Here is a 23,729-nt window from a genome sequence, read left to right as displayed (position 1 = left end):
GGCGCCCGGATCATCATTGATCTTCACGGCTTGCCTTGCGCGCCGCTTCTCACGAATGCGGATTAATCGTTTAGCTTCTAGCGACGGCCTATGCCGAGTTCGCAAGACATATTAAGGAACGTCAACACTGGTTCACCGGTTCCGGCATCCAAGCTGGTACCCAATATCGCAATGCGTTTTCAGCCGTTTGGTGTCAGTAGCAGTCCAGTCCGCAGGGGCCGTGACCTCGACCCAGGGTGAGATGTAATCCTGCGCAAAATAGGCGTGGCCATGTCCTGGTGGCGTGCCAAACGATAACGCCATGTCGAGGGCCAACTGAAACTGCGTGACTACCGGGATGAATACGAGATGCTTTGAAACATCTTCAGCCGGAGGTTCGTTCATCCAGGGCGGTGCCCGCCAAAGCGAACTCGGATCGTAGAAGACGATCGGATCGCTGGAATACTGCAGGAATACGATCCGCATTTCCCCCCAATCCGCGATGGCTTGAGAGGCATCCGAGAAGTGCGAAGCAAATCGAACGAACGATCCGTTCCCAATGATAGGGAGCACCCATGGACTGCTAGGTTCGCGCGCGTTCTGCGCTTGCTGCCAGAACCGTGACGGAAACGGCGGACCTGCCCAAAAAGCCCCATCGATCGGGTCGTCGGCAAGGCGGAAGAGGTTTGTGGCGTACATCGACGACCAGGCACCAAGGCTCAGACCGTGCACGTAAAATCTTGGGCGGCGATCTCTTGGCAGCGTCCGCCAATAGGAGTGCACCACGTCGAGAAGCGCGGTCGCTTGATCGAGGCCGGTCCGGGTTTCTAGAACCAGTGCCAGAGGCGATTGTAGGTAGGAATACTGGGCGCTAACCGTCGCGATGTCGCCATTGTGCATATATTCCACCGGATCGTGAGAACCCGGGTCCATCCAACCGGTTCCTGTGGGGCTAGTAACGATCAGAACTTCCCGATCAAAAGCCCTCAGCCGTTTTAGCTCGGCAAGTGCCAGTTCGGCTCGCTCTTGCGGTGATTCGCCGTTTGCCCGGCCGACATAGACCCGTATAGGGTCCAGCGCGGGTTTGCCTGTGAAAGCGGAAATCGCTTCGGCGTCCGGGCCATCCAATACGAAATCTCGGCCGGGTTGACCCATCGCCGCCCAGTCAATCAGAGACGCTTCGGAACCGGCCTGATCCGGGCTTTCGGGCAGGTCAGGCGCGATATCAAAAAGCATCTGAGCAGCCTCGAAGCTTTCATCGAGGCCCGTGACTACCCGGTCGAAAATGCCGTCGCGGGTGACGACGAGGAGCAGCAGGGCGACCGTCACGAAGCCCAGAACATTGGCTCGGCGCGGCGGCATGAAGCGATAGAAGCGGTCCCTGACCCATCGGAACAGAGCCGCCACGAGCCCGCCGATCAGAAAAAAAAGCGTAAAGGTTCCGGTCCCTGCCAACAGGATCTGCGCCAGGTGCTTTGCATCTGCAAGCTCCATCCCCATTTTTGCGCGTAGCTCATTCTGCCATTCAAAGCTGAAGGTCAGCGTCCATATTGAAAATCCGGCAACAAGAGCCGCAAAGACAATGTTGCCGGCAAGCGCTAGACGTCCGCGCATGCGCGGCAGATCAGCGGCCTGCCAAATCAGCTCGAGCATACGCCCCAGAAGATAGCCAAGCGCCACCAAGATCCCGCCTAATAATCCCTGAACCATCGGCTCGCGTGGAATGAGGGAGGGGGTCAACGAGGCCGCAAAAAACAGAAGACCCAAAAGTAGGCACGGGAGGGATACTCCGGCAATCAGTGGTCTTATCCACCGCACAATCGTTCCTCCACGAACTAGGAAAACTCAGCCAGCTTAGTGAAACGCAGCGCGATGGGCCATGTTTTTTGTGCAATTTCCGGGGTATCGAAAGCACCGGAGCCTTTGCGGTCCCTCTCCCTGAGGAGGCACACAATGCGTGAAACGGACATGTCTGCTTTGGGCTAACCGCGGTCATTACCTACTCATGAGGCAATCACCGTTTTGTCCGCAATGCAGACATTTTGTGGCGTTCAAGGAACGTCTGTATCAAGCTGGCAGGATACTATTTGACTGTAAAAGTTGCCTCCGTGTGGCGACGCGGAAATTTAGTAAACAGCAACTTACGATCAGGGATCATAGGCTCCAATTTAGCTGCCGCCTCGCAATAAAGCCCCAAAATCTGCGGATCTACGTACTGATAACCAATTTAAGCGTAAGAGATTCAAAGCTTGCACTGGACATTGCCTTTCTGAACAGGAAAGCATCTCAATAAAGGCTGTTTGCGAAAGCGGTCCTCGCTGCAGCAACTTCAAACACGGCCGGCAAGTGCAGCCGGTGTTAGTAGAAAACAACATGGGGGAACTTATGACGTATAAATCGATTGCCATTGCCGCATCCATCGGGTTGCTGGCCACAGGGGTGTTCGCTGAGACCAAGGTCGGTATGATTACTACTCTGTCTGGTGGCGGAGCCGGCTTGGGGATCGATGTGCGCGACGGTTTCATGCTGGGTATCAAGCAATCCGGGCGGGATGACATCGAAGTCGTCGTCGAAGATGATCAGCGAAAACCCGACATCGCCGTACAGCTTGCTGACAAGATGATCCAATCCGAGAAGGTGGATATCCTGACGGGTATAATCTGGTCGAACCTCGCAATGGCGGTTGTTCCAGCGGCAACGGCCCAAGGTAAGTTCTATTTGTCGCCGAACGCCGGACCATCGGCGCTGGCCGGTCAGGGCTGTCACGAAAATTATTTCAACGTCGCCTGGCAGAACGACAACCTGCACGAAGCAGCCGGTGCCTATGCCAACACAGCAGGGCATAGCAATAGCTTCATTCTCGCCCCGAACTATCCGGCGGGCAAGGACGCTTTGACTGGATACAAGCGGTTCTTCCAAGGCGATCTTGCCGGTGAGATTTATACCGAGCTTGGTCAAACGGACTATGCGGCCGAGATTGCTCAAATCCGTGCGTCCGGCGCAGACAGTGTCTTTTTCTTCCTTCCGGGTGGAATGGGGATTTCGTTTCTTAAGCAATACGCGGACAGCGGCGTTGATCTGCCCGTGGTGGGTCCGGCATTTTCGTTCGATCAAGGCATCCTTCAAGCCGTCGGGCCTGCAGCACTTGGGGTTGTGAATACTAGCCAATGGAACAAGGATATCGACAACCCAACAAATGCCGCGTTCGTTGAAAGCTTTTTGGCCGAGTACGGGCGGCTTCCGTCTCTCTACGCAAGCCAGGGCTTTGACACGGCACAGTTGATCGTTTCGGCGCTAGGATCGGCTGACGTCTCGGATCAAGACGCGTTCAGAGATGCATTGCGTGCGGCCGACTTCGACAGCACACGTGGCGACTTTGCGTTTGGTCCAAACCACCATCCAATTCAGACTATCTATGCGCGCGAAGTGATTCAGGAAGGAGATGTATTCACCAACCGGATCATTGGTGTGGCGTTGGAAAACCACTCGGACGCCTACGCGGCAGACTGTAAAATGTAATCGAAGGGCCGCCCCCAACTCCGGAGCGGCGGCCCGTTTTCGCTCGAACCGTGACTTTAATCCTTATCGCCGAGCAGATTCTGAACGGAATACAGTTCGGTTTCATGCTCTTTCTCATGGCAGCTGGCCTGACGCTGATCTTCGGCGTGATGGGCCTAATAAATCTTGCGCACGGATCACTCTACATGGTCGGCGCTTTTGCGGCTGCGGCGGCCGCTGCGGCGATGGGGTCTTTCTTGGCGGCTGTTGCGGCTGCCATTGCTGCCGCAGCTATGGCCGGGGTCATCGTCGAATTGGCAGTCATTCGTCGGCTCTATGCCCGCGATCATCTCGAGCAAGTGCTTGCGACTTTTGCGCTGATACTGATTTTCTCCGAGGGTACGCGATGGCTCTTCGGTTCATTCCCGCTGTTTCTCGAAATTCCGAGCTATCTGTCCGGTCCCGTTTCATTGCCGGGCGGGATTCAGTATCCGCTATATCGCCTTGTACTCATCCTTGTAGGGCTTTTGGTGGCGGTTGGGTTGTGGCTATTCATCTCACGGACCCGCATTGGCATTCAAATTCGTGCCGGAGAAAACGACCGCGAAATGATTGCAGCACTCGGTGTTGATATTGGTAGCTTGTACACGTTTGTCTTCGCGCTCGGAGCAGCGCTCGCCGGTTTAGCGGGAGCACTTGTAGGTGCCATCCAATCGGTCCAAATCGGAATGGGTGAGCCGATCCTGATCCTTGCTTTCGTCGTCATAGTGATCGGGGGCATCGGCTCTATTCGGGGCGCGCTTATCGGCAGTTTGCTGGTTGGATTGACCGATACCCTGGGCGGCATCTTCCTGCCGGAACTGTTTAAACTATTTGTGGCGCCGGATGTTGCGACGTCGACTGGGTCGGCATTGGCTTCGATGTCAATTTACGTTCTTATGGCCGGCGTGCTGATCTGGAGACCCACCGGGCTGTTCGGGGCGCGCGCATGATCCCGGAAAAAGCACTAAACGCCATTCTCATGAGCCTTCTTCTTTGTGTACCGCTTTGGGCTTGGTTCTCGGATGAACCTTTCACAATTACATTGGCTACCCGCGCGGTCATCTTCGCTCTGGCTGCGGTTGGTCTCAATGTCGCGCTTGGGCTGGGAGGGCTTGTGAGCCTCGGGCACGCGGTCTTCTTTGGGATTGGCGGCTATGCGATGGGTATTCTGGCGTTTCACGCGCAGACGTATTCGCCATTGATGGAATGGCCGTTCACGATTTCTGGAACCAAGCTCATGCCTGTGATTTGGTTGGTGGCAATACTGTTTTCAGGTGTTGCCGCCTTTGTAATCGGGCTTCTGTCGCTTCGAACTTCCGGCGTATATTTCATCATGATCACGCTGGCTTTCGGGCAGATGTTTTTTTTCTTTGCAATCAGCTGGCCCGCTTATGGCGGAGAAGACGGCCTTTCCATCTACATTCGAAATTCGTTCCCGGGGATGAACACGCTTGATCCCATACAGTTCTTCGGGATCTGTTTTGCTATTCTAAGCTTAGTCCTTTGGCTAAACGTGCGGCTCGTAAAATCGCCCTTTGGACTTGCGTTAAACGCGGCGCGGCAAAGTCCCGAGCGTGTGGAGGCGGTTGGGCTTGATCCGTTTCGGCTGAGACTGATCGCATTGGTGATTTCCGGCATGATCTGTGGGCTGGCGGGGGCGCTTTTTGCCGATCTTAATCGCTTCGTCAGTCCGACGATGTTCAGCTGGCAGATGTCAGGTGAACTGATCGTTTTCATAATCCTCGGAGGACTGGGCCGGACGTTCGGGCCTGTCGCAGGCGCGACTCTGTTCGTCGTACTCGAGAATGCGCTTGGAGGCATTAGCGAATATTTCCTATTCTTTCTTGGTTTGCTTTTGTTGGTGGTCGTCCTTTTCGCCCGCGGCGGCCTTTACGGCGTCATCACGGGAAGGTCTGACCGATGATGCGGCCCGTGTTGCAAGTTGAAGGTCTCACTCGACGCTTTGGCGCCCTGATTGCAAACGAGGACGTGACATTGGACCTTAGGCCTCGCGAAGTTCACGCCGTGATCGGCCCAAACGGGGCAGGTAAATCAACGCTCATCGCTCAGATCTGCGGCGGCCTGAAGTCTGACGCAGGTTCGGTTCGCCTTCTGGGCGAGGATATCACCGACGAGACCACGAAAACCCGGGCAAGGCTAGGGCTCGGACGCACGTTCCAGATTTCCGCTCTTGCGTCAGAGGACACCGTCTTGCAGAATGCCATGCTGGGCGCGCTTGGGGCTAAAGGACGACCCTGGCAATTCTTCCAACCCGTTCTTGGCAACAAAAACTTGCGAGATCACGCAGAGAATGCATTGCGTCGCGTGGACCTGATCGACTTTGTAGATAAGCGAGTAAACGAACTCAGCCATGGTCAGCGCCGCCAACTGGAAGTCGCAGTTGCGCTGACCATTGAACCAAAGGTGTTCATTTTGGATGAGCCAATGGCCGGTTTAAGCGCGGAAGGCACGCAGCTACTCACGGACCTGCTGAGCGACTTGCGAAATCAGGCCCCGATCCTGCTTGTGGAACACGACATGGATGTCGTCTTCAAATTGGCTGACCGAATAACAGTTCTTGATTACGGGCGTGTGATTGCCACCGGATCAGTCGAAGATATTCGTGAAAATCCAATAGTTCAGCGCGCCTATCTGGGAGAGAACCTATGAGCCTTCTTTACATCTCGGACCTAGTCGCAAGCTATGGCAAAAGCCAAGCCCTCTTTGGCGTTGATCTGACAATCGAAGCGGGCCAAGTCGTCGCCCTTATGGGGCGCAATGGCATGGGCAAGACAACCACCGTTCGCGCTATTTGCAGAATGATCGGAAGCAAGGGCTCGATGGTTTTTGCCGGCACCGACATTCGCAGACTGTCGAGCCACCAGGTGGCAAGGTTGGGCATCGGCCTTGTCCCCGAAGGCCGCCGCGCATTTCGCGATCTGACGGTGCGTGAGAACCTCGTAGCTGTGTCCCGGCCTGGCCATTGGGATATAGACAAGGTCGTTGCGCTTTTCCCGCGTCTCAGCGAACGCGCCGATCAGCTTGCGGGCTCATTGTCAGGCGGGGAGCAGCAAATGTTGGTCATCGGGCGCGCGTTAGTTACCAATCCACGCTTGCTCATATTGGATGAGGCTACGGAAGGGCTTGCGCCAAATATCAGGCGAGAAATCTGGGTGACCGTGGAGCAACTGAAACGTGAAACTGGTCTTTCAATTCTGGTAATCGACAAATCGCTTAGCGAATTGCGAGCGGTCTGTGATCGAGCGACAATCCTTGAGCGAGGCAGATCTGTCTGGTCAGGCGCAATGGGTGATCTGGACAGTGAAGTCAGCCAGCGGCATCTCGGGGTTTAGTTGGTACAAATGCCCAAGCCTTGACAGCTACCACTCGGCCACCAAGTCGTTTTTGATGGTTCGACGCGAAATCAGAATAGTTGTCAATAAGCGAACCGCATTGCTTTCGTCGGGATGAGATGGCTGCTTTGTCCGCAGAGCAGTCATTCATGCCTGGCGCGGCGAATGTCCACTTCGAGCCCATTGTTGACGTTCCCAAGGTAAGTTTCCTCGGTCATGCAGGGCGATGAGAACGCACTCACTGCGTGAACCCACACATCACAAGTGTGGTCAAAATCGGAAGCTAGCTTTCAACATTCGCTGCAAAATCTGTATTAACGTTAGACAATCTGATTGCCCAGAACACAATTCGCCAATTGGCGTAAGTATCAAGCTCCGCGCATTCGAAGGCTATGGATAAGCTTGCGATCTTCCTTTGAATAGTGCTTTCAAAGGTGCTCCGTTTGGATCGCACTGATTTTGTCACTCTGCAAAAATCCTTGCGAAACAAGTGCTAGAGTGGTCAGACTTACATAGTCACAAAGAGGAAAAGCCGTACCGAGACCGGTGAAATCATAAGATGCCACAATTAAGCGTGGCCGCCCTCACAGGTGACGTGACAGTTCCCGGCTCAAAGCTGGAAGCTGGACAGTTATGGGAGGAAAGACTTTGAAAAAATTGACAAACACACTTGCTGGCTCACTGATCGCATTCGCCGCTTCCATGGGTGCTGCGCAAGCCGACAAGCTGACATTCTACTGTTCGGCGCAGGAAGACTGGTGCCAGCTGATGGCGCGCAGCTTCGAGGACGCCACCGGCATTGACGTGAACATGACTCGCAAATCCTCTGGCGAGACCTTTGCGCAAATACGTGCGGAAAGTTCAAACCCAAAAGGAGATGTCTGGTGGGGCGGCACGGGTGACCCGCACCTTCAAGCGGCCGAAGAAGGTTTAACTATGGAATATGTCTCGCCCATGCGTGACCAGTTGCATGACTGGGCAATTTCACAGGCCGAAAGTGCTGGCAACAAGACCATCGGTATCTATTCGGGTGCGTTGGGCTATGGCTACAACTCTGACCTCCTGGCGGCCAACAACCTGCCTGAACCCGCCTGCTGGAAGGACCTGCTCAAGCCGGAATATAAAGGGCACGTTCAGATGGCGAACCCGAATTCGTCCGGAACTGCCTACACGACGCTGGCGTCGATGGTGCAGATCTTTGGCGAGGACGAGGGCTTTGAGTTCATGAAAGGCCTTCACGCCAACATAAATCAGTACACCAAATCCGGTTCGGCGCCCATCAAGGCTGCGGGTCGTGGCGAGAACACGATCGGCATTGTCTTCATGCATGACGCCGTCAAGCAGGCGGTGTCAGGCTTCCCTGTAAAGGTTGTCGCCCCGTGCGAAGGCACTGGTTACGAGATCGGTTCGATGTCGATCATTGAAGGCGCTCGCAACGAAGAAGAAGCCAAAAAGTTCTACGACTGGGCGCTGAGTGCCGAAGCCCAGAACCTCGCACTTGAAGTCAATGCCTTCCAGGTCCCGTCCAACAAGGGTGCGCAAACATCTGAAAGCGCCCCGGATATGAGCCAGATCAAGCTGATCGACTACGACTTCAAAAAGTACGGCTCCTCTGATGAGCGTAAGCGTCTGCTGCAAAAGTGGGACGAAGACGTTTCGGTGCTGCCGCAGTAAGTGACTGAGAAAGCGAAAACCAGGACCCACCCGGTATTGATCTTCTGGATCATTGTCGGTTGGGCCGGCTACGTCCTGCTGCCATGGTACATGGTTGAGGATGGCCTTTGGTCATTTGAATGGCTCTTTAACGGCTATCCGTTTGACGAAGATTTTGCGCCCGCTCTATTTCTGATCGGGCGGGGTGAAAAGCTCTGGCTTGCACCCTTGCTGATCCCGCTGGCATTGCCAATTCTGGTGCTGGGGAAACCTAAATCTGATCCGATCTACGCTAAGATCCTGATTCTTGCCGGTGCACTGGGCTTTGGCTGGCTGATTGCGCAAGGCTTCGGGATTGGCATTCGCGGCTTCAACTTCGACTGGCTCAAGGCCCTCTTTGGTGAGCCGAAAATCCGACAGTTCGGCATGGGGTATGGAGCGATGCTCTGTGCGTCGGCCTTCCTGTTCCTGCTCACGCAGGGCATAGCGGCGCGCGGTGCAGTCAACGGCGATGTGTTTGTCGTCAGCGCCATCGGCGGCGTCATTACAATCGTCACTGCCTTCGTGTTCTTTCCAATTGCCAACATGCTGTTTTCGGCCTTTGTGACCGAAAACGGCGCCTATTCGGTATCTGTTTTTGCCTCAAAATTTTTTGATGACCGTCTCTGGGGATTGGGGTGTTTTTGGGGTGCTAAATGCGGCGCCGCGTGGAACTCCCTCTTTTTGGCCATTCTCGTCGGCCTGATCACCACGGTTCTGGGACTTTGTTTTGCACTTTTGGTCACCAGGTCAGGGTTTCGGTTCAAGCGTGGGATGCGCGCGCTGACGGTTTTGCCAATCATCACGCCCCCCTTCGTAATCGGGCTGGCCTTGATCCTACTCTTCGGTTTATCCGGGTCGGTCACAGTCTTTTTCGCTGATCTTTTTGGCGTGCAACCGTCGCGGTGGCTCTATGGAATGCCGGGTGTCCTGATCGCCCAGACGCTGGCCTTCACCCCCATCGCATTTCTGGTGTTGATTGGTGTTGTCGAAGGCGTGTCGCCGTCGATGGAGGAAGCCGCCCAAACGCTGCGCGCCAATAGGTGGCAAACCTTCCGAACGGTGTCGCTGCCCCTGATGAGACCCGGTCTGGCGAATGCCTTTCTGCTCGGCTTCATCGAAAGCATGGCCGACTTCGGCAACCCGCTTGTTCTAGGCGGTAATTTTGACGTTCTGTCGACCGAGATTTTCTTTGCCATCGTCGGCGCGCAATATGATCAGGGTCGGGCTGCCGTGCTGGCCATGGTACTGCTCTTCTTCACGCTGTCTGCCTTTTACGCGCAGCGCGCCTGGCTCGGTAAGAAAAGCTACACCACCGTTTCCGGCAAGGGGGACGCTGGCGTGCATCCGCTGATGCCCCATGGGCTGGCGATACCCGTGCTGGCCATCGCGACCATCTGGGCACTGTTTACAGCGGTTGTGTACGGCATGATCATTTACGGCAGCGTCGTTGAGCTTTGGGGCGTCAACAACACGCTCACCTTCAAACACTATGTCACCGCCTTCTCAGTGCGCTTTGAAGAGGAAGGCATCCGCTGGACGGGTGCCGCATGGGACAGTTTCTGGACCACCATCAGCATTGCGGCCATAGCGGCTCCGCTGACGGCAGCTGTAGGACTGGTGACCGCCTACTTGCTCACGCGCCAAAATTTCGCCGGAAAGAACGCCTTCGAATTCGGAACGATGCTGTCCTTCGCCATTCCCGGTACCGTCATCGGGGTCAGCTACATCTTGGCTTTCAACGTTCCCCCGATCGAAATCACAGGCACTGGTGTGATCCTCGTGATCAGCTTCATTTTCCGCAACATGCCCGTCGGCGTGCGTGCGGGCATTGCATCCATGTCGCAACTGGACAGGTCGCTTGATGAATCCTCGCTGACGCTGGGTGCAAACTCGTGGCAGACGTTCCGACGCGTGATCCTGCCCCTGCTTAAGCCCGCCATCCTAGCGGCACTCGTCTACAGTTTTGTCCGCGCGATGACCGCGATCTCGGCAGTCATTTTTCTGGTATCGGCCGAATACGACATGGCGACCAGCTACATCATCGGGCGCGTCGAGAACAATGACTACGGCCTTGCCATCGCCTATTCCACCACGCTGATCTTCGTGATGCTGGCATCTGTAGGGCTTTTGCAATTCCTCGTGGGCCGCGTGCAGATCGGACGGCGCACCCAGATCGGAGCGGAAAGAACGACATGACTGATACCAACATTGCTAGTAAAGCCGCGCCGGTTCGGTTCGAAGGAGTGTCAAAAGTATTTGGCAAAGATGTCGTGGCCGTCGACAACATCGACCTGCATGTGGAAGCAGGTAAACTGGTGACGCTGCTGGGGCCATCGGGCTGCGGCAAAACAACGACGCTGCGCATGATTGCCGGTCTGGAGATGGCCAGCTCGGGCCGGATCGTGATAGGCGATCGCGACGTGACCAAGCTGCCCGCGACCGATCGCGATGTGTCTATGGTGTTTCAGTCTTACGCCCTGTTCCCACATATGAGCGTGCTAGAAAACGTGATGTATGGTTTGACATTCTCCGGCTTTGATAAGAGCGAGGCCAGATCGCGCGCGCTCAAAGGGTTGGAACTGGTGGGCCTCAAGGGCTTCGACAACCGTTTGCCTAGCGAACTGTCAGGAGGCCAGCAACAACGTGTCGCAGTCGCCCGCGCGCTGGTGCTGGAACCGCAGGTGCTGCTCTTTGACGAACCCCTGTCGAACCTCGATGCCAAACTGCGCCGACAGGTGCGCGAAGACATTCGCTCCATTCAGCGGGACCTCGGACTGACAGTTGTCTATGTAACCCACGATCAGGAGGAAGCGCTTGCCGTGTCGGACGAGATCGTCGTCATGCGTAACGCCGCCATTGCCCAGATCGGCACACCACGGCAACTCTATGACGCACCAATCGACCGCTTCGTGGCTGACTTCATCGGTGAAGCGAACCTGATCGAGTGCAAAATCGTCGAAGTCGATGGCGATCAAGCGACAATCGACATCGAAGGACACCGCCACCGTTTGCCTTCTCGCGATTTGCCTGTAGGTCCGGCAACGCTGGCGGTGCGTCCGTCCCGCATCCTGATCGGATACGAAACCGGCATCCCAGCAAAAGTCTCCAAGGCTACCTATGTCGGCGTGCGCATGGAATACACGCTGACCGGCGCATTCGGACAGGTGTTTGCCGTGCAGGACGACGTGGATGACCCGTTGCAACCGGGCGCTGACGTCAAAATGGCCTTTGCAGACCGGGGACCGGTTTTGCTGCCGAAGGGCTGACATTGCCGAAACTCGTTATCATTTCGCACCCGGAAGTGGTCGTGAACCCAGAGATCGCAATCACCAAATGGGAACTGAGTGAGGTGGGCCGCACCCGGGCCGAAGCATTTGCAAATACGCCGATCATGGCCTCGGTCAGCGCCATCTGGTCCAGCACCGAACGCAAGGCAGAACAGACAGCTGCGATCCTGGCCAAACCGCACGGCCTTGAGGTGAAGGTAAACCCGGCGCTGGGCGAAAATGACCGCAGTGCCACCGGTTTCCTGCCACCGCACCAGTTCGAAGCCGCCGCCGATGCATTCTTCGCTGCACCCGACGTGAGCTTTCGCGGCTGGGAAACCGCGACAGATGCTCAGGCCCGGATTGTCGGGGCAGTCACGTCAATCATGGACGCGCACGATGGTGGTGATCTTGCCATCGTAACCCACGGCGCGGTTGGGACGCTGCTCTGGTGTCATCTCTCAGGAGTGCGGATTGATCGCCAGCACGACCAGCCTGGGCAGGGGCATTTCTGGAGCGCTGATTTGGACACGCTGTGCTGTAGCCTCGGCTGGCGGGCTATCGCCTGACGCAAATCAGTCGTGCCATGCCTTCTCGCAAATTGCTTTGAGATCATCAAAGATCTTTGGCGTACCGGCAATGACGCGGCCACCATCGCGGATCATTTCATTGGCGTCCTGTTCTTCGACGACACCACCGGCCTCTGCGATCAACAGCTGACCGGCAAGACAGTCCCACGCGTTCATATGCTCTTCGACGTACCCCAACAACCGGCCTGCCGCGACATAGGCAAGCGACAGCGCGCCGCTTGCATTGCGATGATACATGGCCCCGCGTTCGATGATGGCTGAAATGATTGGGATCACCTTTGCCGCTTCGATGCGGTTCGAATATCCGACCGAGACGGTCCCGCTTGCCATATCGACGCCTGATGCGACCTGCATTGGCTGCCCGTTGAGCGTTGCTCCCGCCCCCCGCATGGCGGCATAGGTCTCAGCCACGTTCGGCTCGTGAATGACACCGATTTGTGTTTGTCCCTCTGAAACAACCGCCAGGACGATCGTCCACGCCGGAATGCCGTTTACGAAGTTCGTGGTGCCGTCGATTGGGTCGATCACCCAGTCAAACCCGCTGGACCCTGATTTCGCAGCGTGCTCCTCTCCGAAGATTCCATCATCGGGATAGGCCTCGGTTATTTTTTCGCGAACATACGTCTCGACATTTCGGTCGGCTTCGCTGACCCAATCCTGAGCACCCTTTGCATCCACCACCAGAGTGTCTCTATTGCCAAAATATTTTATAGCCAACGCGCCTGCTTCTTCAGCCACTTTGGTGGCGAACAAACTTCGATCAGAGATGCTTTGCACTCGATCCTCCTGCCGTTAAATTCTGTTTCTGATTATGAACAATAGGCGGTGCCGGGGGTCAGCACCACCAAGCAAGATTAAAACCCGTTTCGTCGATTTCTTCAGATACATATTACGACAACGAAATGAAGCCCCAAACTAATGGTGGACAGCGGACCTATGCAATTGATGTCTCTTACGTGAAGGCCCGCTTTGAACGCGTTGTAGCCCAAAGCCGATTAATTTCCGACGGTACAACTTAAGCCCATAAAACCCTTGATCGACCATAAATGTAGCGACTGCTTTGTCCGCACAGCAGTTGTTGATGCGCTGCGTAGCGAACGACCGCTCCGAGCCCAAAGTGACCTTAAGAAATACGTCGACTTTGAGGGCACGTGACTGAGAAGAAAAAGACCGGCTCAAACGCGCCGGCCAGTCCAACAGGGAGGTTGCAGAGTTGACCTCTGCATCGTGAAGTCATCACAGGGATTTGGCGTCAGTTGGACCTCATTTTGGATTATTGTGCGGTTGTGGCTTCTTTGCCGACACGTCAATCTAGTGAATTTCAAATGAATGGCAGCTCTTGGAGGCGCGAGAGCGATCAGCCTGCCGCTGTCTGAGGTTGTTTATTCAAAAAAAAATCGAAAAAAATTTTTCTGAGGGGTGACAGACTGTGAGGGTGCCAAGCTCCACTCGCCCCCGTGTTTTTATCGGGGTGGGGGGGTATATTCGGGATTTTGCCTAGCCTGACAAAACCCACCCAGAAGCCTACCTTTCGATCGACGAAGCCTCACCGCATGCTGGTACCAAGTCGATCTCATTGTGTATCTCGATCGCCATTGGTTTCGGGTTTCGCGGGTTGGGTGACGCAGGCCACGTCGCGCGTATTCTCATTGGTTGCGCAGCAACTCGACCGCCTGCGCCGAGAGCATGACCAGATGTTCTTTCTTGGCTTTCATGCGCTGGGCGGGAATGTTCCAGCGTCCATGTACAAGGTCAATCTCCGACCACTCAGCGCCCAGCGCCTCGCTGATGCGGGTGCCCGTCAGCAGTTGCAGGCGCATAATGTCCCGGTCGATGTCTTGCAGTTCGTCAAGGCCCCGGACCATCGTGCGCAGTTCGGACATGGACGGGCGGTAGTTCTTGATCTGTGATTTCGGGGTCTTATCCAACTGCGGGACCGGTACGCCTGCGGGCATCATTTTCTTCTCGCTGGCCCACTTGAACATGCTTGCCATCGCCATGCGGATGTTGTGCGCCGCACCGGGCTTGTCATCTATCAGGTGGGTAAACGTCGCGTTCAGGGTCTCCACGTCCAGCGCGCCGAGGCGCATGCCGCCATGGTTGGGCAGAACGTTCTTGGTGAGGATGTTCTCCGACCGCCGCCACGACTTTGTGCCGCGCGTCTGCATGGCTGTGATGTAAGCCTCGGTCAGTTCGTCCAGCGTCGTTTCAGACCGCTTGTCGGCGACCTTGGTGACGGGCTGCGCCCACGCCTCTCGTGCCTCGGCAAGGCTCATGGCGGGGTAGTGCCCGAGGGTGATTTGTCGCTGCCGCTTGCCTTTCTGGGTGCGGTAAATCCAACGCTTGCTCCGTGTGGTGGCTACAAGCGTAAGGCCCGCATATTGCGGGTCCGAGAGACGCCGACCGGGTTTCAGGCGGCGGCAGGCCAGATCAGTCAATTCCTTGGCAGCGGTTCCGTTCGCCTGTTCGAGGGCAAACGCAACACTGGCGCGCAGTTCCTTGCGGATGCCCGTGTCGAGTGCAGCCTGCATCAGGTCAGCAACAACCTCGCGGGGGTCGCGGTCGTCCTGATCCACGAGACTTGCAACTGAGGTCAGAAAGTCAGATGTGTTCTTTGTCATGGCCGTGTCCTTATGCAGTTCGGTCGTGTCAGTCGGGCGGGTGTTGGCGCACCCCCCGACACCTTGGATTTAGCAACGCCATCGCACCGTTACCAGTCCTTCGTCACTGATGCGTCACTGTTGTGGCATGATATCCACGCGGGTTGAGTGGGTCTGACAGGGGCAGTGAAACGGTTTGGTGATACAAGCAAACGCCTGTTTTTCAGGTATTTTTCCATGAATTTGCAGGGGGTTCGCTGGCGCAGGGTATGAGAACGCCCGGTTGCGGGTTATTTGCGTTTGGCTGCTTTGGCAGGTGGGGGGGATTGTGTCAAGTGCTGGAGCGAGGGGCGCTGCCCCTCGCGCTCCCCGGGATATTTTTAGCCAGATGAAGGGCGGATCGGGGAATTGCGGTTGGGGGCGGGACGTGCATGATGCAGGGAAAGCAGAGAGGGTTTTATGGCAGCGACGGATTTTCTGGACACCGCGCAGGGGCGGCGGTTGGCGTATCACAAAAGCGAGGGCACCGGGCCGACCCTAGTATTTCTGGGCGGCCTCAAGTCGGATATGGAGGGCACCAAGGCGGTGCATCTTGAGGCTTGGGCGCAGGCGCGCGGGCAGGCGTTTTTGCGGTTCGATTATTCGGGTCACGGTGAAAGCGACGGCGCTTTTGAAGATGGGTGCATTGGTGATTGGCATGAGGATACGGTGGCCGCGGTTTCCGAGTTAATTGAGGGGCCGTTGATTGTCGTGGGGTCTTCGATGGGCGGGTGGCAGGCCCTGTTGCTGGCCAAGGCGATGCCGGAGCGGATTGCGGGGATGGTCACAATCGCGGCGGCGCCGGACTTTACCGAAGACGGATATTGGGCCTCGTTCACGGACGCTCAGAAGCGGGCACTGGAGGAAGTCGGGCATGTAGAACTGCCGTCGGATTATATGGAGCCATACATCATTACAAAACGGATGGTAGAAGATGGCCGTACCCGGCTTGTCCTGCGTGACCCGTTGGAGCTGCCGTTTCCGGTGCGCTTTTTGCAGGGCACCGAGGACACCGCTGTTTCGACAGCTACTGCGGTCAGGCTGCTTGAACATGCGTCCGGACCCGACATGAGTCTGCTGCTTGTCAAAGACGCCGATCATCGGTTTTCGGACGGTCCTTGCCTTGGTTTGATCGAGCAAGCCGTTCTAGATGTTATGAACGTGTCATAATGCGACTGATTGGTCGCCTGTGTCTGGCTCTTGTTGCGGTTGGGGCGCTGATTTACTGGTTTGGTCCGCGCGAAGACGTGGACCTTCACCCTCGGTTCGAGCCCCGAAAGTTCGGGGAGGGTGTGCAGGTCTATTTTGAAAGCGTCGAGTCAGCCTTTGACGATATCGTCCCCGGCGTCGAGAAGCGTGTGATCTGGCAGGACGGTTTCAAGGAGCGTAGAACGCCGGTTTCCATCCTCTATCTTCACGGGTTTTCTGCCACGTCCGAGGAAATTCGCCCGGTCCCCGATAGGGTTGCGGACGCGCTAGGGGCCAATCTGGTCTATACGCGCTTGCAAGGGCACGGGCGCCGCGGCGAGGCCATGGCCGAAGGTACAGCCTCGGGGTGGATGCAGGACGTGGCCGAGGGACTGGCTGCGGCGCGTGCGGTTGGTGATCAGGTCGTTGTGATTTCAACGTCGACTGGAGGGACGCCGGCGGCTGCGGCTGCGATGGACGATGACCTGAGCCGGGATCTGGCAGGCATCGTCTTTATCTCACCCAATTTCGGTGTGAACACGCCCGGTGCCTGGATACCCGGGTTACCTTGGGCGCGGGACTGGCTGCCCGTTCTGATGGGAGAGAACCGCGACGTTTCTGGGCCGGACCCAGAGAAGAACAGGTATTGGTCGGCGATATACCCTTGGGAAGCGGTCGTGCCGATGACAGTATTGGTGGACGCGGTGTTTGCGCTTGATTTTTCTGGCGCGAAGGTGCCAGCGCTGTTCTGGTTTTCAGACGACGATCAGGTGGTTCGGCCGGACCGGACGCACAAGGTTGCCGAGGTCTGGGGCGCGCCAGCCGTCGTAGAACTGGTGACCATGGGGCCAGACGACGACCCTTCTTCGCATGTTGTGGCGGGTCGTTTGATGTCGCCGGGGCAAACCGAAGCGACCGTTGAGGGCATTTTGGCTTGGCTTGAAACTTTGGGGATCAAGTAGCGCAAGGATAGGGATATGCGTAGACCGGGAAGCATGTGGAGCCTTGAAACGCTTGGCCGAGTGCGCCTGTCCCGGCATTTTTTCATGCGTGATTTTCTATATTCGGAAATCGGGAATTTTCACGAAAAACAGAACATTCCCGAGAATCCCGATTTGGCAATCCAAACCGGGCGCGCGCTGTGCGAGACCCTTTTGGACCCGCTGGAAGAAACCTTTGGCCGGATTGGGGTTCGGTCCGGATACCGCTCACCTTCGTTGAACCGGTTTGGAAATGAAAACCGTCTGAATTGCGCCCGCAACGACAATCCGCTTGAGTGCCATATCTGGGACCGTGCGGAGGGGGATGACCGGATCGCCGGCGCTTCGATCGTGATTCCATGGTTCGCGGACCGTTATCAAGAAGGGCGCGACTGGCGCGATCTGGCGTGGTGGATGCACGATCATCTGGACTATTCCGAGATTTGGTTTTTTCCCAAGCTCTGCGCCTTCAATCTGGTCTGGCGACCGATCCCCCATCGCCGTATCGACAGCTATATTTCCCCACGTGGTTGTTTAGTGCGCGCCGGGGCCGAGCCTGCCGAATGCCTTGAGGCTCGGAAGGCGCGGTACGCGGATTTTCCGCGCTTCAGGGGCTTGAACTACCCCTGAACTTTTTCTTGCCGGCATCAGAAAAACCGCTCATCCTGCGGGGAAGAAACGCCGAGGTGGACGAACTCAAGGAGGCCCAGCGTGGTCGAACCGTTGGTATTGTTACCCGGGTTCATGTGCGATGCACGGTTGTTCGGGGCGCAAATATTGTATTTGTCGAACCGCCGCGCAGTGACAGTCGCCCCGGTATCAGCGGGTGACCGTATAGAAGAAATCGCTTCGGGTTTGCTGGATCAGTTGCCGCATCGGTTTGCGCTGGGCGGGCTTAGCATGGGAGGAGTGGTCGCGCTTGAGATCATTCGTCGTGCGCCGCAGCGTGTATCGCGTCTGTGCCTGATGTCGACAGATGCCCAAGCTGACACCCCTCAGATTGCCGCGGACCGAGAGGAGCTGATCGTTGGTGCGAAATCGGGCCGCCTTGAGGATGTGATGAGCAGGCTAATCGGTTCAGAAACACTGGCCCCTGGACCGGGCCGCGTTCCTGTTCTGAATGAAGTCTTGGCTATGGCAATGGATTTGGGACCAGATTTGTTTGAACGCCAGATGCGGGTTTTGCAGCGTCGACCGGATCAGCAAGGAGCTTTGAGGCACATAGCAGTGCCAACTTTGGTCTTGTGCGGGGCGCATGATCAGCTAACGCCTGTGCGAAAACATACCTTCATGGCTGAAATGATCCCCAACGCCGAGCTTAAAGTCATAGACGAAGCTGGCCACCTGCCGACACTAGAAGCACCTGCGGCTGTGAACGAAGCGCTCGAATCCTGGCTGAGTATTCCGGCCCGGTTGCCTTATCTATAAAGTGCGGCTCGTTCCGTTTTGGTGAGAACCACTGGCGTTGATACGGGTGCGCCACTTTCGGGGTCGAAGAACGGAGTGTTCCTCCAGCTCCCTGTCAGGCGTGACTTAGAAACCTGAAAAATCAAGCTGATGGCAGCAGGCCAGACCTTTTCGTGCGTTTGTTTGCCGCCCGGCCGAGGGACAAACCCTCGGATTGTGATAGGTGCCAGCCCGCGTGTGTCGGCGATCCGATCAACGAAGAACGCCGCGAAAGGGAGCTTTGGTTTGGGCGATATTGTTGCCAGAGGCGCATTGCAACATTTCGCGTAGCAGCGCAGCATACCCTTGGGGCTTAACTGCATGAGCGCCAGATGCTCGGCCCCTTTGTCGATCCTGATATCATCGGGCGGCATGAGCAGCACTTCGATGGGGCCGGGGGCTGGGTCGGGTTGACCGAAATACAAGTGTGCGGCTCGGCAATCGCGGCAGAAACAGACCGCGTGAGTCGCTGATTTGGCACCGGCCGCTGTGATCCGGCCTTGAATCGCTCCGCAACTGCAGAAGAAGGCAAATTCCTTCGCCTTAGCCCCGTTCATTGCATCAGGCGACCTTGTTTTTGTTGGCGGCGCGCCGACGTGGTTTGCGTGTATTCGCGTTCATGAAATCGATAACCAGCGGACGAATATTGTCGCGCCAGCTACGACCCGCGAAGATGCCGTAATGCCCGGCTCCGGGTTCGACGTGGCTGGCCTTTTTGGACTCCGGCAGGCCGGTGCACAGGTTCAGTGCCGCAATGCATTGACCCGGGGCCGAGATGTCGTCATTGGCGCCTTCAACTGTCTTTACCGCGACATCGGTGATCTTGCCGATATCCACTTTGTGGCCCGCGACGACAAACTCGTTGCGAGCGATTTCGCGGTTTTTAAAGACACGCTCAACCGTCGACAGGTAAAACTCGGCGGTCATGTCCATAACGGCCAGATATTCATCATAGAACCGGTTATGGGCGTCGTGATCCGACGCTTCACCCCGCATAACACGTTGAATTTGGTCGGAGAAAGCCTTGGAGTGGCGATCTGCGTTCATTGACATGAAGGACGCCAGTTGCAGCAGGCCTGGATACACCATGCGGCCCACGCCCTTGTACTTGAAACCGACGCGCTGGATCATGGTTTCTTCCAACTGGCCCATCGTGACGCGGCGGCCAAAATCGGTCACGTCGGTCGGGGTCGCGTCCGGGTCCACGGGGCCGCCGATCAGCGTCAGCGTGCTGGGTTGTGCCTTAGGCTCAATTTCAGCCAGGTAAGCGGTGGCTGCCAAAGTTAGAGGCGCAGGTTGGCAAACTGCAACAACATGCGTGTCCGGACCCAATTCTTTCATGAAATCGACAAGATAGAGAGTATAGTCTTCTACATCGAACTTGCCTTCGGACACGGGAATATCACGCGCATTATGCCAGTCGGTAACGTACACCTCGCAGTTGACCAGCAGACTTTTGACTGTGGACCGCAACAAGGTCGCGTAGTGTCCCGACATCGGGGCGACCAGCAGCACTTTGCGCGGTTGTTCTTCGCGCCCGTTCACGCGCACATGGATCAGGTCGCCGAATGGCCGCTCCATCACCGGGACGATATCGACAATGTGGTCTTTGCCATCTTCGCAGGTATAGGTGCGGATGCCCCAGTCGGGTTTGGCGATCATGCGCTGAAAGGTGCGCTCGGTCACTTCGCCCCAGGCTGCCATCATGCTGAACGCCGGGTTGGGAACCATCGAAAACAACGGGTAGGACGCCATCGCACTGGCCGTCGCGCCCATCCACTGGTTGGTGTTGCGCATGGTTTCCATCAAGTCGTAGGTCAGCATGTAGCGCATAAAATGGGCCTCCTGAGTGTCAGCCGAAAGTTCGGACCATTCGTCGCTTTGCCCCAACGCATTTGCGACGTTATTCTGCATAGCAGCGAGGTTAGGGGGGAATTGTTAAAATGACAACAAGTGAAGACCAGAGTCGAGAGCTGACCGAAGAACACCTTGAACGACTTAAAGAAAATATGAATAAAGTCGAAGCGCTCTCAAAGCGGCTGGTCGAAGTTATGGCCGGAAAAAAGGCGCACAACCCCGCGCTGGACGGCCCGAATCAAGATCTTTTTGCAAAAGCAGCAACGGCGTATCTGACCGAAGCGTGGCAGAATCCCGCCAAGCTGCTTGAGCACCAGATCGAATACTGGGGCAAATCCGTCATGAACTTTGCCGAGGCGCAGCAAGCGCTTACCAAGGGCGAGGTCGAAGATGACGAAACCCGCCCAAGAGACAAGCGTTTTTCCAACCCCATGTGGGAAAGCAACCCCTATTTCCGCTTTATCCGTCAACAGTACCAAACAAACGCGGACGCTATCGCGCAGGCTGTCGCTTCGGTTGAGGACTTGGACGGCACGGACAAGCGCCGCCTGCGGTTCTTCTCGCAACAGATCGTGGACATGATGTCTCCGACAAATTTCCTCGCGACCAACCCCGATGCGCTGGAAAAAGCTGTTGAGACGGAAGGGCAGTCGCTGATCCAGGGGCTTGAGAACCTGGTGGCGGATCTCGAAGCCAATGACGGCGAGATGGTTGTAAAACTGGCTGATGAAACCGCCTTTGAAGTCGGCGGCAATATTGCAACGACGCCGGGTGAGGTCGTGTATCGAAACCGGTTAATGGAGTTGATTCAGTACAAGCCGGCGACCGAGACAGTTCACGAAACGCCGATTATCCTGTTCCCGCCTTGGATCAACAAGTTCTATATCCTCGATCTCAAGGCCCAGAACAGCCTGATCAAATGGGTGACTGAACAGGGCTACACCTTGTTTGTTGTCAGTTGGGTGAATGCGGATGCATCGCACGCGGACATTGGCATGGCCGACTACGTCGAAGAAGGATTCCTGACGGCGATCGAACAGGTCAAGTCGATCTGCAAGGTCAAACAGGTCAATGCGGTCGGGTATTGTATCGCCGGCACCACGCTCAGCCTGACTCTGTCGCTGCTGAAACAGCGCGGCGACAAGTCGGTCAAGTCTGCAACGCTTTTCACTGCTCTGACCGATTTTGGCGATCAAGGAGAATTCACACCGTTCCTTCAGAACGATTTTGTGGACGGGATCGAGGAGCAGGTCGCAAAGGACGGCGTGCTCAAGGCTTGGGTGATCGGACGGACGATGTCGTTCCTCAGGTCGAATGACCTGATCTATGGGCCTGCGATCCGTAGCTACATGATGGGCGAGACACCGCCCGCCTTTGATTTGCTGTTCTGGAACGGGGATGGCGCAAATCTGCCCGGTCGCATGGCGGTCGAATACCTTCGGGGCTTGTGCCAAAGTAATGACTTCGTCAACCAAGGCTTCGAGCTGCTGGGAAACACTCTACATGTGCGCGACGTTGATGTCCCCGTGATGGCCATCACATGCGAGACCGACCACATCGCCGCTTGGAAAGACTGCTATCGCGGAGTGCAGCAGATGGGGTCTCGGTCCAAGACATTTGTGGTCTCGGAATCCGGCCATATCGCTGGGATCGTGAACCCGCCCAGCAAAAAGAAATATGGTCACTACACGAACCCGGATATGAAAGCAGACGCTGAAACTTGGTTGAAAGAGGCCGACTATCACCAAGGATCCTGGTGGCCCCTGTGGGAGGCCTGGCTGAAAAAACGCTCTGGCAAACAAGTACCAGCCCGAGAACCCGGCGATTCGGAACATCCACCTCTGGCGCCTGCGCCTGGAACGTATGTGTTGGTCAAGTCAACGAGTTGATTTTCCGTGATTTCTTGAGATTTTCTGCACTGCAGCAAGAAAAAACTTGCAATGCTGCGGTGCAGCAACCATATTGTCCTCAAGCTGATGAAAGCCGGGGTGGGCCCGGTTCGGCAAAAGGATTAGGAAAATGGCAAAGACTCAAGACTTTACCGCGACCCTGAAAGACATGATGGGCGCGTTCCCTGTTGACACCACCGCTCTGGAAGGTGCCTTCAAGTCGACCGCAAGCCTGAACGAAAAGCTGTCGGGTGTTGCACTGGAAGCCGCTGAAAAGTCGGCTGAGATCTCGAACAAATGGACCAAAGACACTCTGGCCAAACTGACCGAGATGTCGAAAGCAAAAGCAGAACCTGCTGACTACGCCAAAGCTGCGACCGATTTCGCAAGCGCATCGGCTGAAGTTGCTGCTGAAAATCTCGCGGCCTTCGCTGAAATCGCCAAGAAAGTTCAGACCGAAACCGTCGAGCTGCTGATGGCTGCTGGCAAAGAAGCTGCAGAAGACGCAACTGCTGCTGTCAAAAAAGCCACCAACGACGTGACAGCTGCTGCCAAGAAAGCAACTGCTGCGAAGTAAAGAGAATGCCGCGAGGCGCACCCATTCCTCCCAACCGGTGCAATCGCGCAGGGCAGGTCGAAAGACCTGCCCTTTCTTTTTGTGCTGCAGTCGCATAACCTCTGCTGCAACGCATCATCCTTGGGGAGGGAAAACGGTGGCAGACCAAGAAAAACCGTTGCTGATCAAACGTTATGCCAGTCGTCGGCTGTATAACACCGAGACCAGCGATTACGTCACGCTCGAGGATATCGCAGCGTTTATTCGTGATGGCCGCGAAGTTCAGATCATCGACCTGAAAACCGGGGACGATCTGACACGGCAGTACCTGCTTCAAATCATTGCCGAACATGAAAGCCGGGGCGAGAATGTGCTGCCGGTGAATGTGCTGAATGATCTTGTACGCAGCTACATGCTGCCGGGCGGTGGGATGATGCCTCAGTTCCTGCAAAGCTCGTTCGAGATGCTGCGCGAAAGCCAGTCAAAAATGATGGAAAACATGAGCGCCATGAACCCGATGTCTCAGATGCCGGGGTTCGAGGCGATGCAGGCGCAGCAACAGGCGTTTCTCAAGGCGATGACCGGTGGCTTGTCCGGCGGTTGGTCTGGCCCGGACAAAGAGGGTGAGGGTAAGTCAGAGCCGAAGGAGGATCTGGACGACATCAAGAAGCAGCTTGCCGAATTGCAGCAGAAACTGTCCAAGCTAAATTGATCCAGCCCGTCAGAACGAAAAAAGCCCGCCATTGGCGGG

At 56.2% G+C, this 23,729-nt stretch carries 21 protein-coding genes; 16 read left to right on the top strand and 5 right to left on the bottom strand.

Features of this window, described 5'->3' with window-relative positions; translation table 11 throughout:
- Positions 1-132 precede the first annotated feature (132 nt).
- Positions 133-1,719: an alpha/beta hydrolase gene (locus ACR0B7_RS02135; protein ID WP_480680821.1), complete on the bottom strand. Its 1,587-nt coding sequence runs from the start codon at positions 1,717-1,719 to the stop codon at positions 133-135.
- A gap of 645 nt (positions 1,720-2,364) precedes the next feature.
- On the opposite strand from ACR0B7_RS02135, the gene ACR0B7_RS02130 reads away from it, so the two are divergent.
- The 9 genes from ACR0B7_RS02130 to ACR0B7_RS02090 all read left to right on the top strand — a co-directional run bounded on the left by ACR0B7_RS02130 (position 2,365) and on the right by ACR0B7_RS02090 (position 12,402).
- On the top strand, positions 2,365-3,498 hold the full coding sequence (locus ACR0B7_RS02130; RefSeq protein WP_170389854.1) for an ABC transporter substrate-binding protein: 1,134 nt from the start codon (positions 2,365-2,367) through the stop codon (positions 3,496-3,498).
- Positions 3,499-3,548: 50 nt separating this feature from the next.
- Positions 3,549-4,469 (top strand): branched-chain amino acid ABC transporter permease, encoded by a 921-nt coding sequence (locus ACR0B7_RS02125; RefSeq protein WP_170389852.1) that lies wholly within the window; start codon positions 3,549-3,551, stop codon positions 4,467-4,469.
- Entirely contained in the window at positions 4,466-5,443 is a 978-nt protein-coding gene (locus ACR0B7_RS02120; RefSeq protein ID WP_170389850.1) for a branched-chain amino acid ABC transporter permease, read from the top strand. The genes ACR0B7_RS02125 and ACR0B7_RS02120 overlap by 4 nt, the downstream gene beginning before the upstream one ends.
- Positions 5,440-6,189, top strand: a complete 750-nt coding sequence (locus ACR0B7_RS02115) for an ABC transporter ATP-binding protein (RefSeq protein WP_170389848.1) — start codon at positions 5,440-5,442, stop codon at positions 6,187-6,189. Before ACR0B7_RS02120 ends, ACR0B7_RS02115 begins: the two co-directional genes overlap by 4 nt.
- Positions 6,186-6,872: a branched-chain amino acid ABC transporter ATP-binding protein gene (locus ACR0B7_RS02110; RefSeq protein ID WP_170480966.1), complete on the top strand. Its 687-nt coding sequence runs from the start codon at positions 6,186-6,188 to the stop codon at positions 6,870-6,872. Before ACR0B7_RS02115 ends, ACR0B7_RS02110 begins: the two co-directional genes overlap by 4 nt.
- Positions 6,873-7,520: 648 nt before the next feature.
- The gene (locus ACR0B7_RS02105) at positions 7,521-8,546 is read left to right on the top strand and encodes an ABC transporter substrate-binding protein (protein ID WP_117872863.1); all 1,026 of its coding nucleotides are present in this window, start codon (positions 7,521-7,523) and stop codon (positions 8,544-8,546) included.
- 36 nt (positions 8,547-8,582) lie between these two features.
- Positions 8,583-10,763: an ABC transporter permease gene (locus ACR0B7_RS02100; RefSeq protein WP_480680818.1), complete on the top strand. Its 2,181-nt coding sequence runs from the start codon at positions 8,583-8,585 to the stop codon at positions 10,761-10,763.
- Positions 10,760-11,833: an ABC transporter ATP-binding protein gene (locus tag ACR0B7_RS02095; protein ID WP_170385076.1), complete on the top strand. Its 1,074-nt coding sequence runs from the start codon at positions 10,760-10,762 to the stop codon at positions 11,831-11,833. The genes ACR0B7_RS02100 and ACR0B7_RS02095 overlap by 4 nt, the downstream gene beginning before the upstream one ends.
- A gap of 2 nt (positions 11,834-11,835) precedes the next feature.
- On the top strand, positions 11,836-12,402 hold the full coding sequence (locus ACR0B7_RS02090) for a histidine phosphatase family protein (protein WP_117870096.1): 567 nt from the start codon (positions 11,836-11,838) through the stop codon (positions 12,400-12,402).
- Positions 12,403-12,408: 6 nt separating this feature from the next.
- Here the strand turns inward: ACR0B7_RS02090 and ACR0B7_RS02085 are convergent, their stop codons facing one another.
- Positions 12,409-13,200, bottom strand: a complete 792-nt coding sequence (locus tag ACR0B7_RS02085; protein WP_367647667.1) for an inositol monophosphatase family protein — start codon at positions 13,198-13,200, stop codon at positions 12,409-12,411.
- An 869-nt stretch (positions 13,201-14,069) separates the two neighbouring features.
- Positions 14,070-15,044: a tyrosine-type recombinase/integrase gene (locus tag ACR0B7_RS02080; RefSeq protein ID WP_170569702.1), complete on the bottom strand. Its 975-nt coding sequence runs from the start codon at positions 15,042-15,044 to the stop codon at positions 14,070-14,072.
- A gap of 438 nt (positions 15,045-15,482) precedes the next feature.
- On the opposite strand from ACR0B7_RS02080, the gene ACR0B7_RS02075 reads away from it, so the two are divergent.
- From ACR0B7_RS02075 to ACR0B7_RS02060, 4 genes are all read left to right on the top strand, one after another.
- Complete coding sequence (locus ACR0B7_RS02075) at positions 15,483-16,232, top strand: alpha/beta fold hydrolase (RefSeq protein ID WP_170576641.1); 750 nt, start codon at positions 15,483-15,485, stop codon at positions 16,230-16,232.
- Positions 16,232-17,212 carry an alpha/beta fold hydrolase gene (locus ACR0B7_RS02070; RefSeq protein ID WP_170576640.1) on the top strand — a complete coding sequence of 327 codons (981 nt, stop codon included), beginning with the start codon at positions 16,232-16,234 and terminating at the stop codon, positions 17,210-17,212. Before ACR0B7_RS02075 ends, ACR0B7_RS02070 begins: the two co-directional genes overlap by 1 nt.
- 33 nt (positions 17,213-17,245) lie before the next feature.
- The gene (locus ACR0B7_RS02065; RefSeq protein ID WP_170569755.1) at positions 17,246-17,860 is read left to right on the top strand and encodes a hypothetical protein; all 615 of its coding nucleotides are present in this window, start codon (positions 17,246-17,248) and stop codon (positions 17,858-17,860) included.
- An 81-nt stretch (positions 17,861-17,941) separates the two neighbouring features.
- Entirely contained in the window at positions 17,942-18,658 is a 717-nt protein-coding gene (locus tag ACR0B7_RS02060) for an alpha/beta fold hydrolase (RefSeq protein ID WP_170480980.1), read from the top strand.
- On the opposite strand, the gene ACR0B7_RS02055 is transcribed toward ACR0B7_RS02060, so the two are convergent.
- Together ACR0B7_RS02055 and phaZ are read right to left on the bottom strand one after the other, a co-directional pair.
- The gene (locus ACR0B7_RS02055) at positions 18,649-19,233 is read right to left on the bottom strand and encodes a DUF6151 family protein (protein ID WP_170480983.1); all 585 of its coding nucleotides are present in this window, start codon (positions 19,231-19,233) and stop codon (positions 18,649-18,651) included. The two genes, ACR0B7_RS02060 and ACR0B7_RS02055, sit on opposite strands and share 10 nt — an antisense overlap.
- A gap of 4 nt (positions 19,234-19,237) precedes the next feature.
- Positions 19,238-20,509, bottom strand: coding sequence for a polyhydroxyalkanoate depolymerase (gene phaZ, locus ACR0B7_RS02050; protein WP_170383271.1), 1,272 nt, complete (start codon positions 20,507-20,509; stop codon positions 19,238-19,240).
- Between the two features lie 110 nt (positions 20,510-20,619).
- Here phaZ and ACR0B7_RS02045 point away from each other — a divergent pair, with 110 nt between their 5' ends.
- The 3 genes from ACR0B7_RS02045 (at position 20,620) to phaR (ending at position 23,690) form a co-directional block, all read left to right on the top strand.
- Positions 20,620-22,422, top strand: coding sequence for a class I poly(R)-hydroxyalkanoic acid synthase (locus ACR0B7_RS02045; RefSeq protein ID WP_170480986.1), 1,803 nt, complete (start codon positions 20,620-20,622; stop codon positions 22,420-22,422).
- Positions 22,423-22,552: 130 nt separating this feature from the next.
- On the top strand, positions 22,553-22,999 hold the full coding sequence (locus ACR0B7_RS02040) for a phasin family protein (protein WP_170382547.1): 447 nt from the start codon (positions 22,553-22,555) through the stop codon (positions 22,997-22,999).
- 136 nt (positions 23,000-23,135) lie between these two features.
- Positions 23,136-23,690, top strand: a complete 555-nt coding sequence (gene phaR / locus ACR0B7_RS02035; RefSeq protein ID WP_170569696.1) for a polyhydroxyalkanoate synthesis repressor PhaR — start codon at positions 23,136-23,138, stop codon at positions 23,688-23,690.
- The last annotated feature ends 39 nt before the right edge of the window (positions 23,691-23,729 follow it).

Source organism: Ruegeria sp. BB6, assembly GCF_056539385.1.
Note: the sequence above shows the minus strand (reverse complement) of the source record. Positions and strands in the feature narration are given on the sequence as shown.

Coding starts and splice junctions, on each gene's coding strand:
- ACR0B7_RS02075 (WP_170576641.1), top strand. CDS start 15,483: ATGGCAGCGACGGATTTTCTGGACACCGCGCAGGGGCGGCGGTTGGCG.
- ACR0B7_RS02080 (WP_170569702.1), bottom strand. CDS start 15,044: ATGACAAAGAACACATCTGACTTTCTGACCTCAGTTGCAAGTCTCGTG.
- ACR0B7_RS02095 (WP_170385076.1), top strand. CDS start 10,760: ATGACTGATACCAACATTGCTAGTAAAGCCGCGCCGGTTCGGTTCGAA.
- ACR0B7_RS02110 (WP_170480966.1), top strand. CDS start 6,186: ATGAGCCTTCTTTACATCTCGGACCTAGTCGCAAGCTATGGCAAAAGC.
- ACR0B7_RS02055 (WP_170480983.1), bottom strand. CDS start 19,233: ATGAACGGGGCTAAGGCGAAGGAATTTGCCTTCTTCTGCAGTTGCGGA.
- ACR0B7_RS02115 (WP_170389848.1), top strand. CDS start 5,440: ATGATGCGGCCCGTGTTGCAAGTTGAAGGTCTCACTCGACGCTTTGGC.
- phaZ (WP_170383271.1), bottom strand. CDS start 20,509: ATGCGCTACATGCTGACCTACGACTTGATGGAAACCATGCGCAACACC.
- ACR0B7_RS02120 (WP_170389850.1), top strand. CDS start 4,466: ATGATCCCGGAAAAAGCACTAAACGCCATTCTCATGAGCCTTCTTCTT.
- ACR0B7_RS02070 (WP_170576640.1), top strand. CDS start 16,232: ATGCGACTGATTGGTCGCCTGTGTCTGGCTCTTGTTGCGGTTGGGGCG.
- ACR0B7_RS02040 (WP_170382547.1), top strand. CDS start 22,553: ATGGCAAAGACTCAAGACTTTACCGCGACCCTGAAAGACATGATGGGC.
- ACR0B7_RS02065 (WP_170569755.1), top strand. CDS start 17,246: ATGTGGAGCCTTGAAACGCTTGGCCGAGTGCGCCTGTCCCGGCATTTT.
- ACR0B7_RS02130 (WP_170389854.1), top strand. CDS start 2,365: ATGACGTATAAATCGATTGCCATTGCCGCATCCATCGGGTTGCTGGCC.
- ACR0B7_RS02045 (WP_170480986.1), top strand. CDS start 20,620: ATGACAACAAGTGAAGACCAGAGTCGAGAGCTGACCGAAGAACACCTT.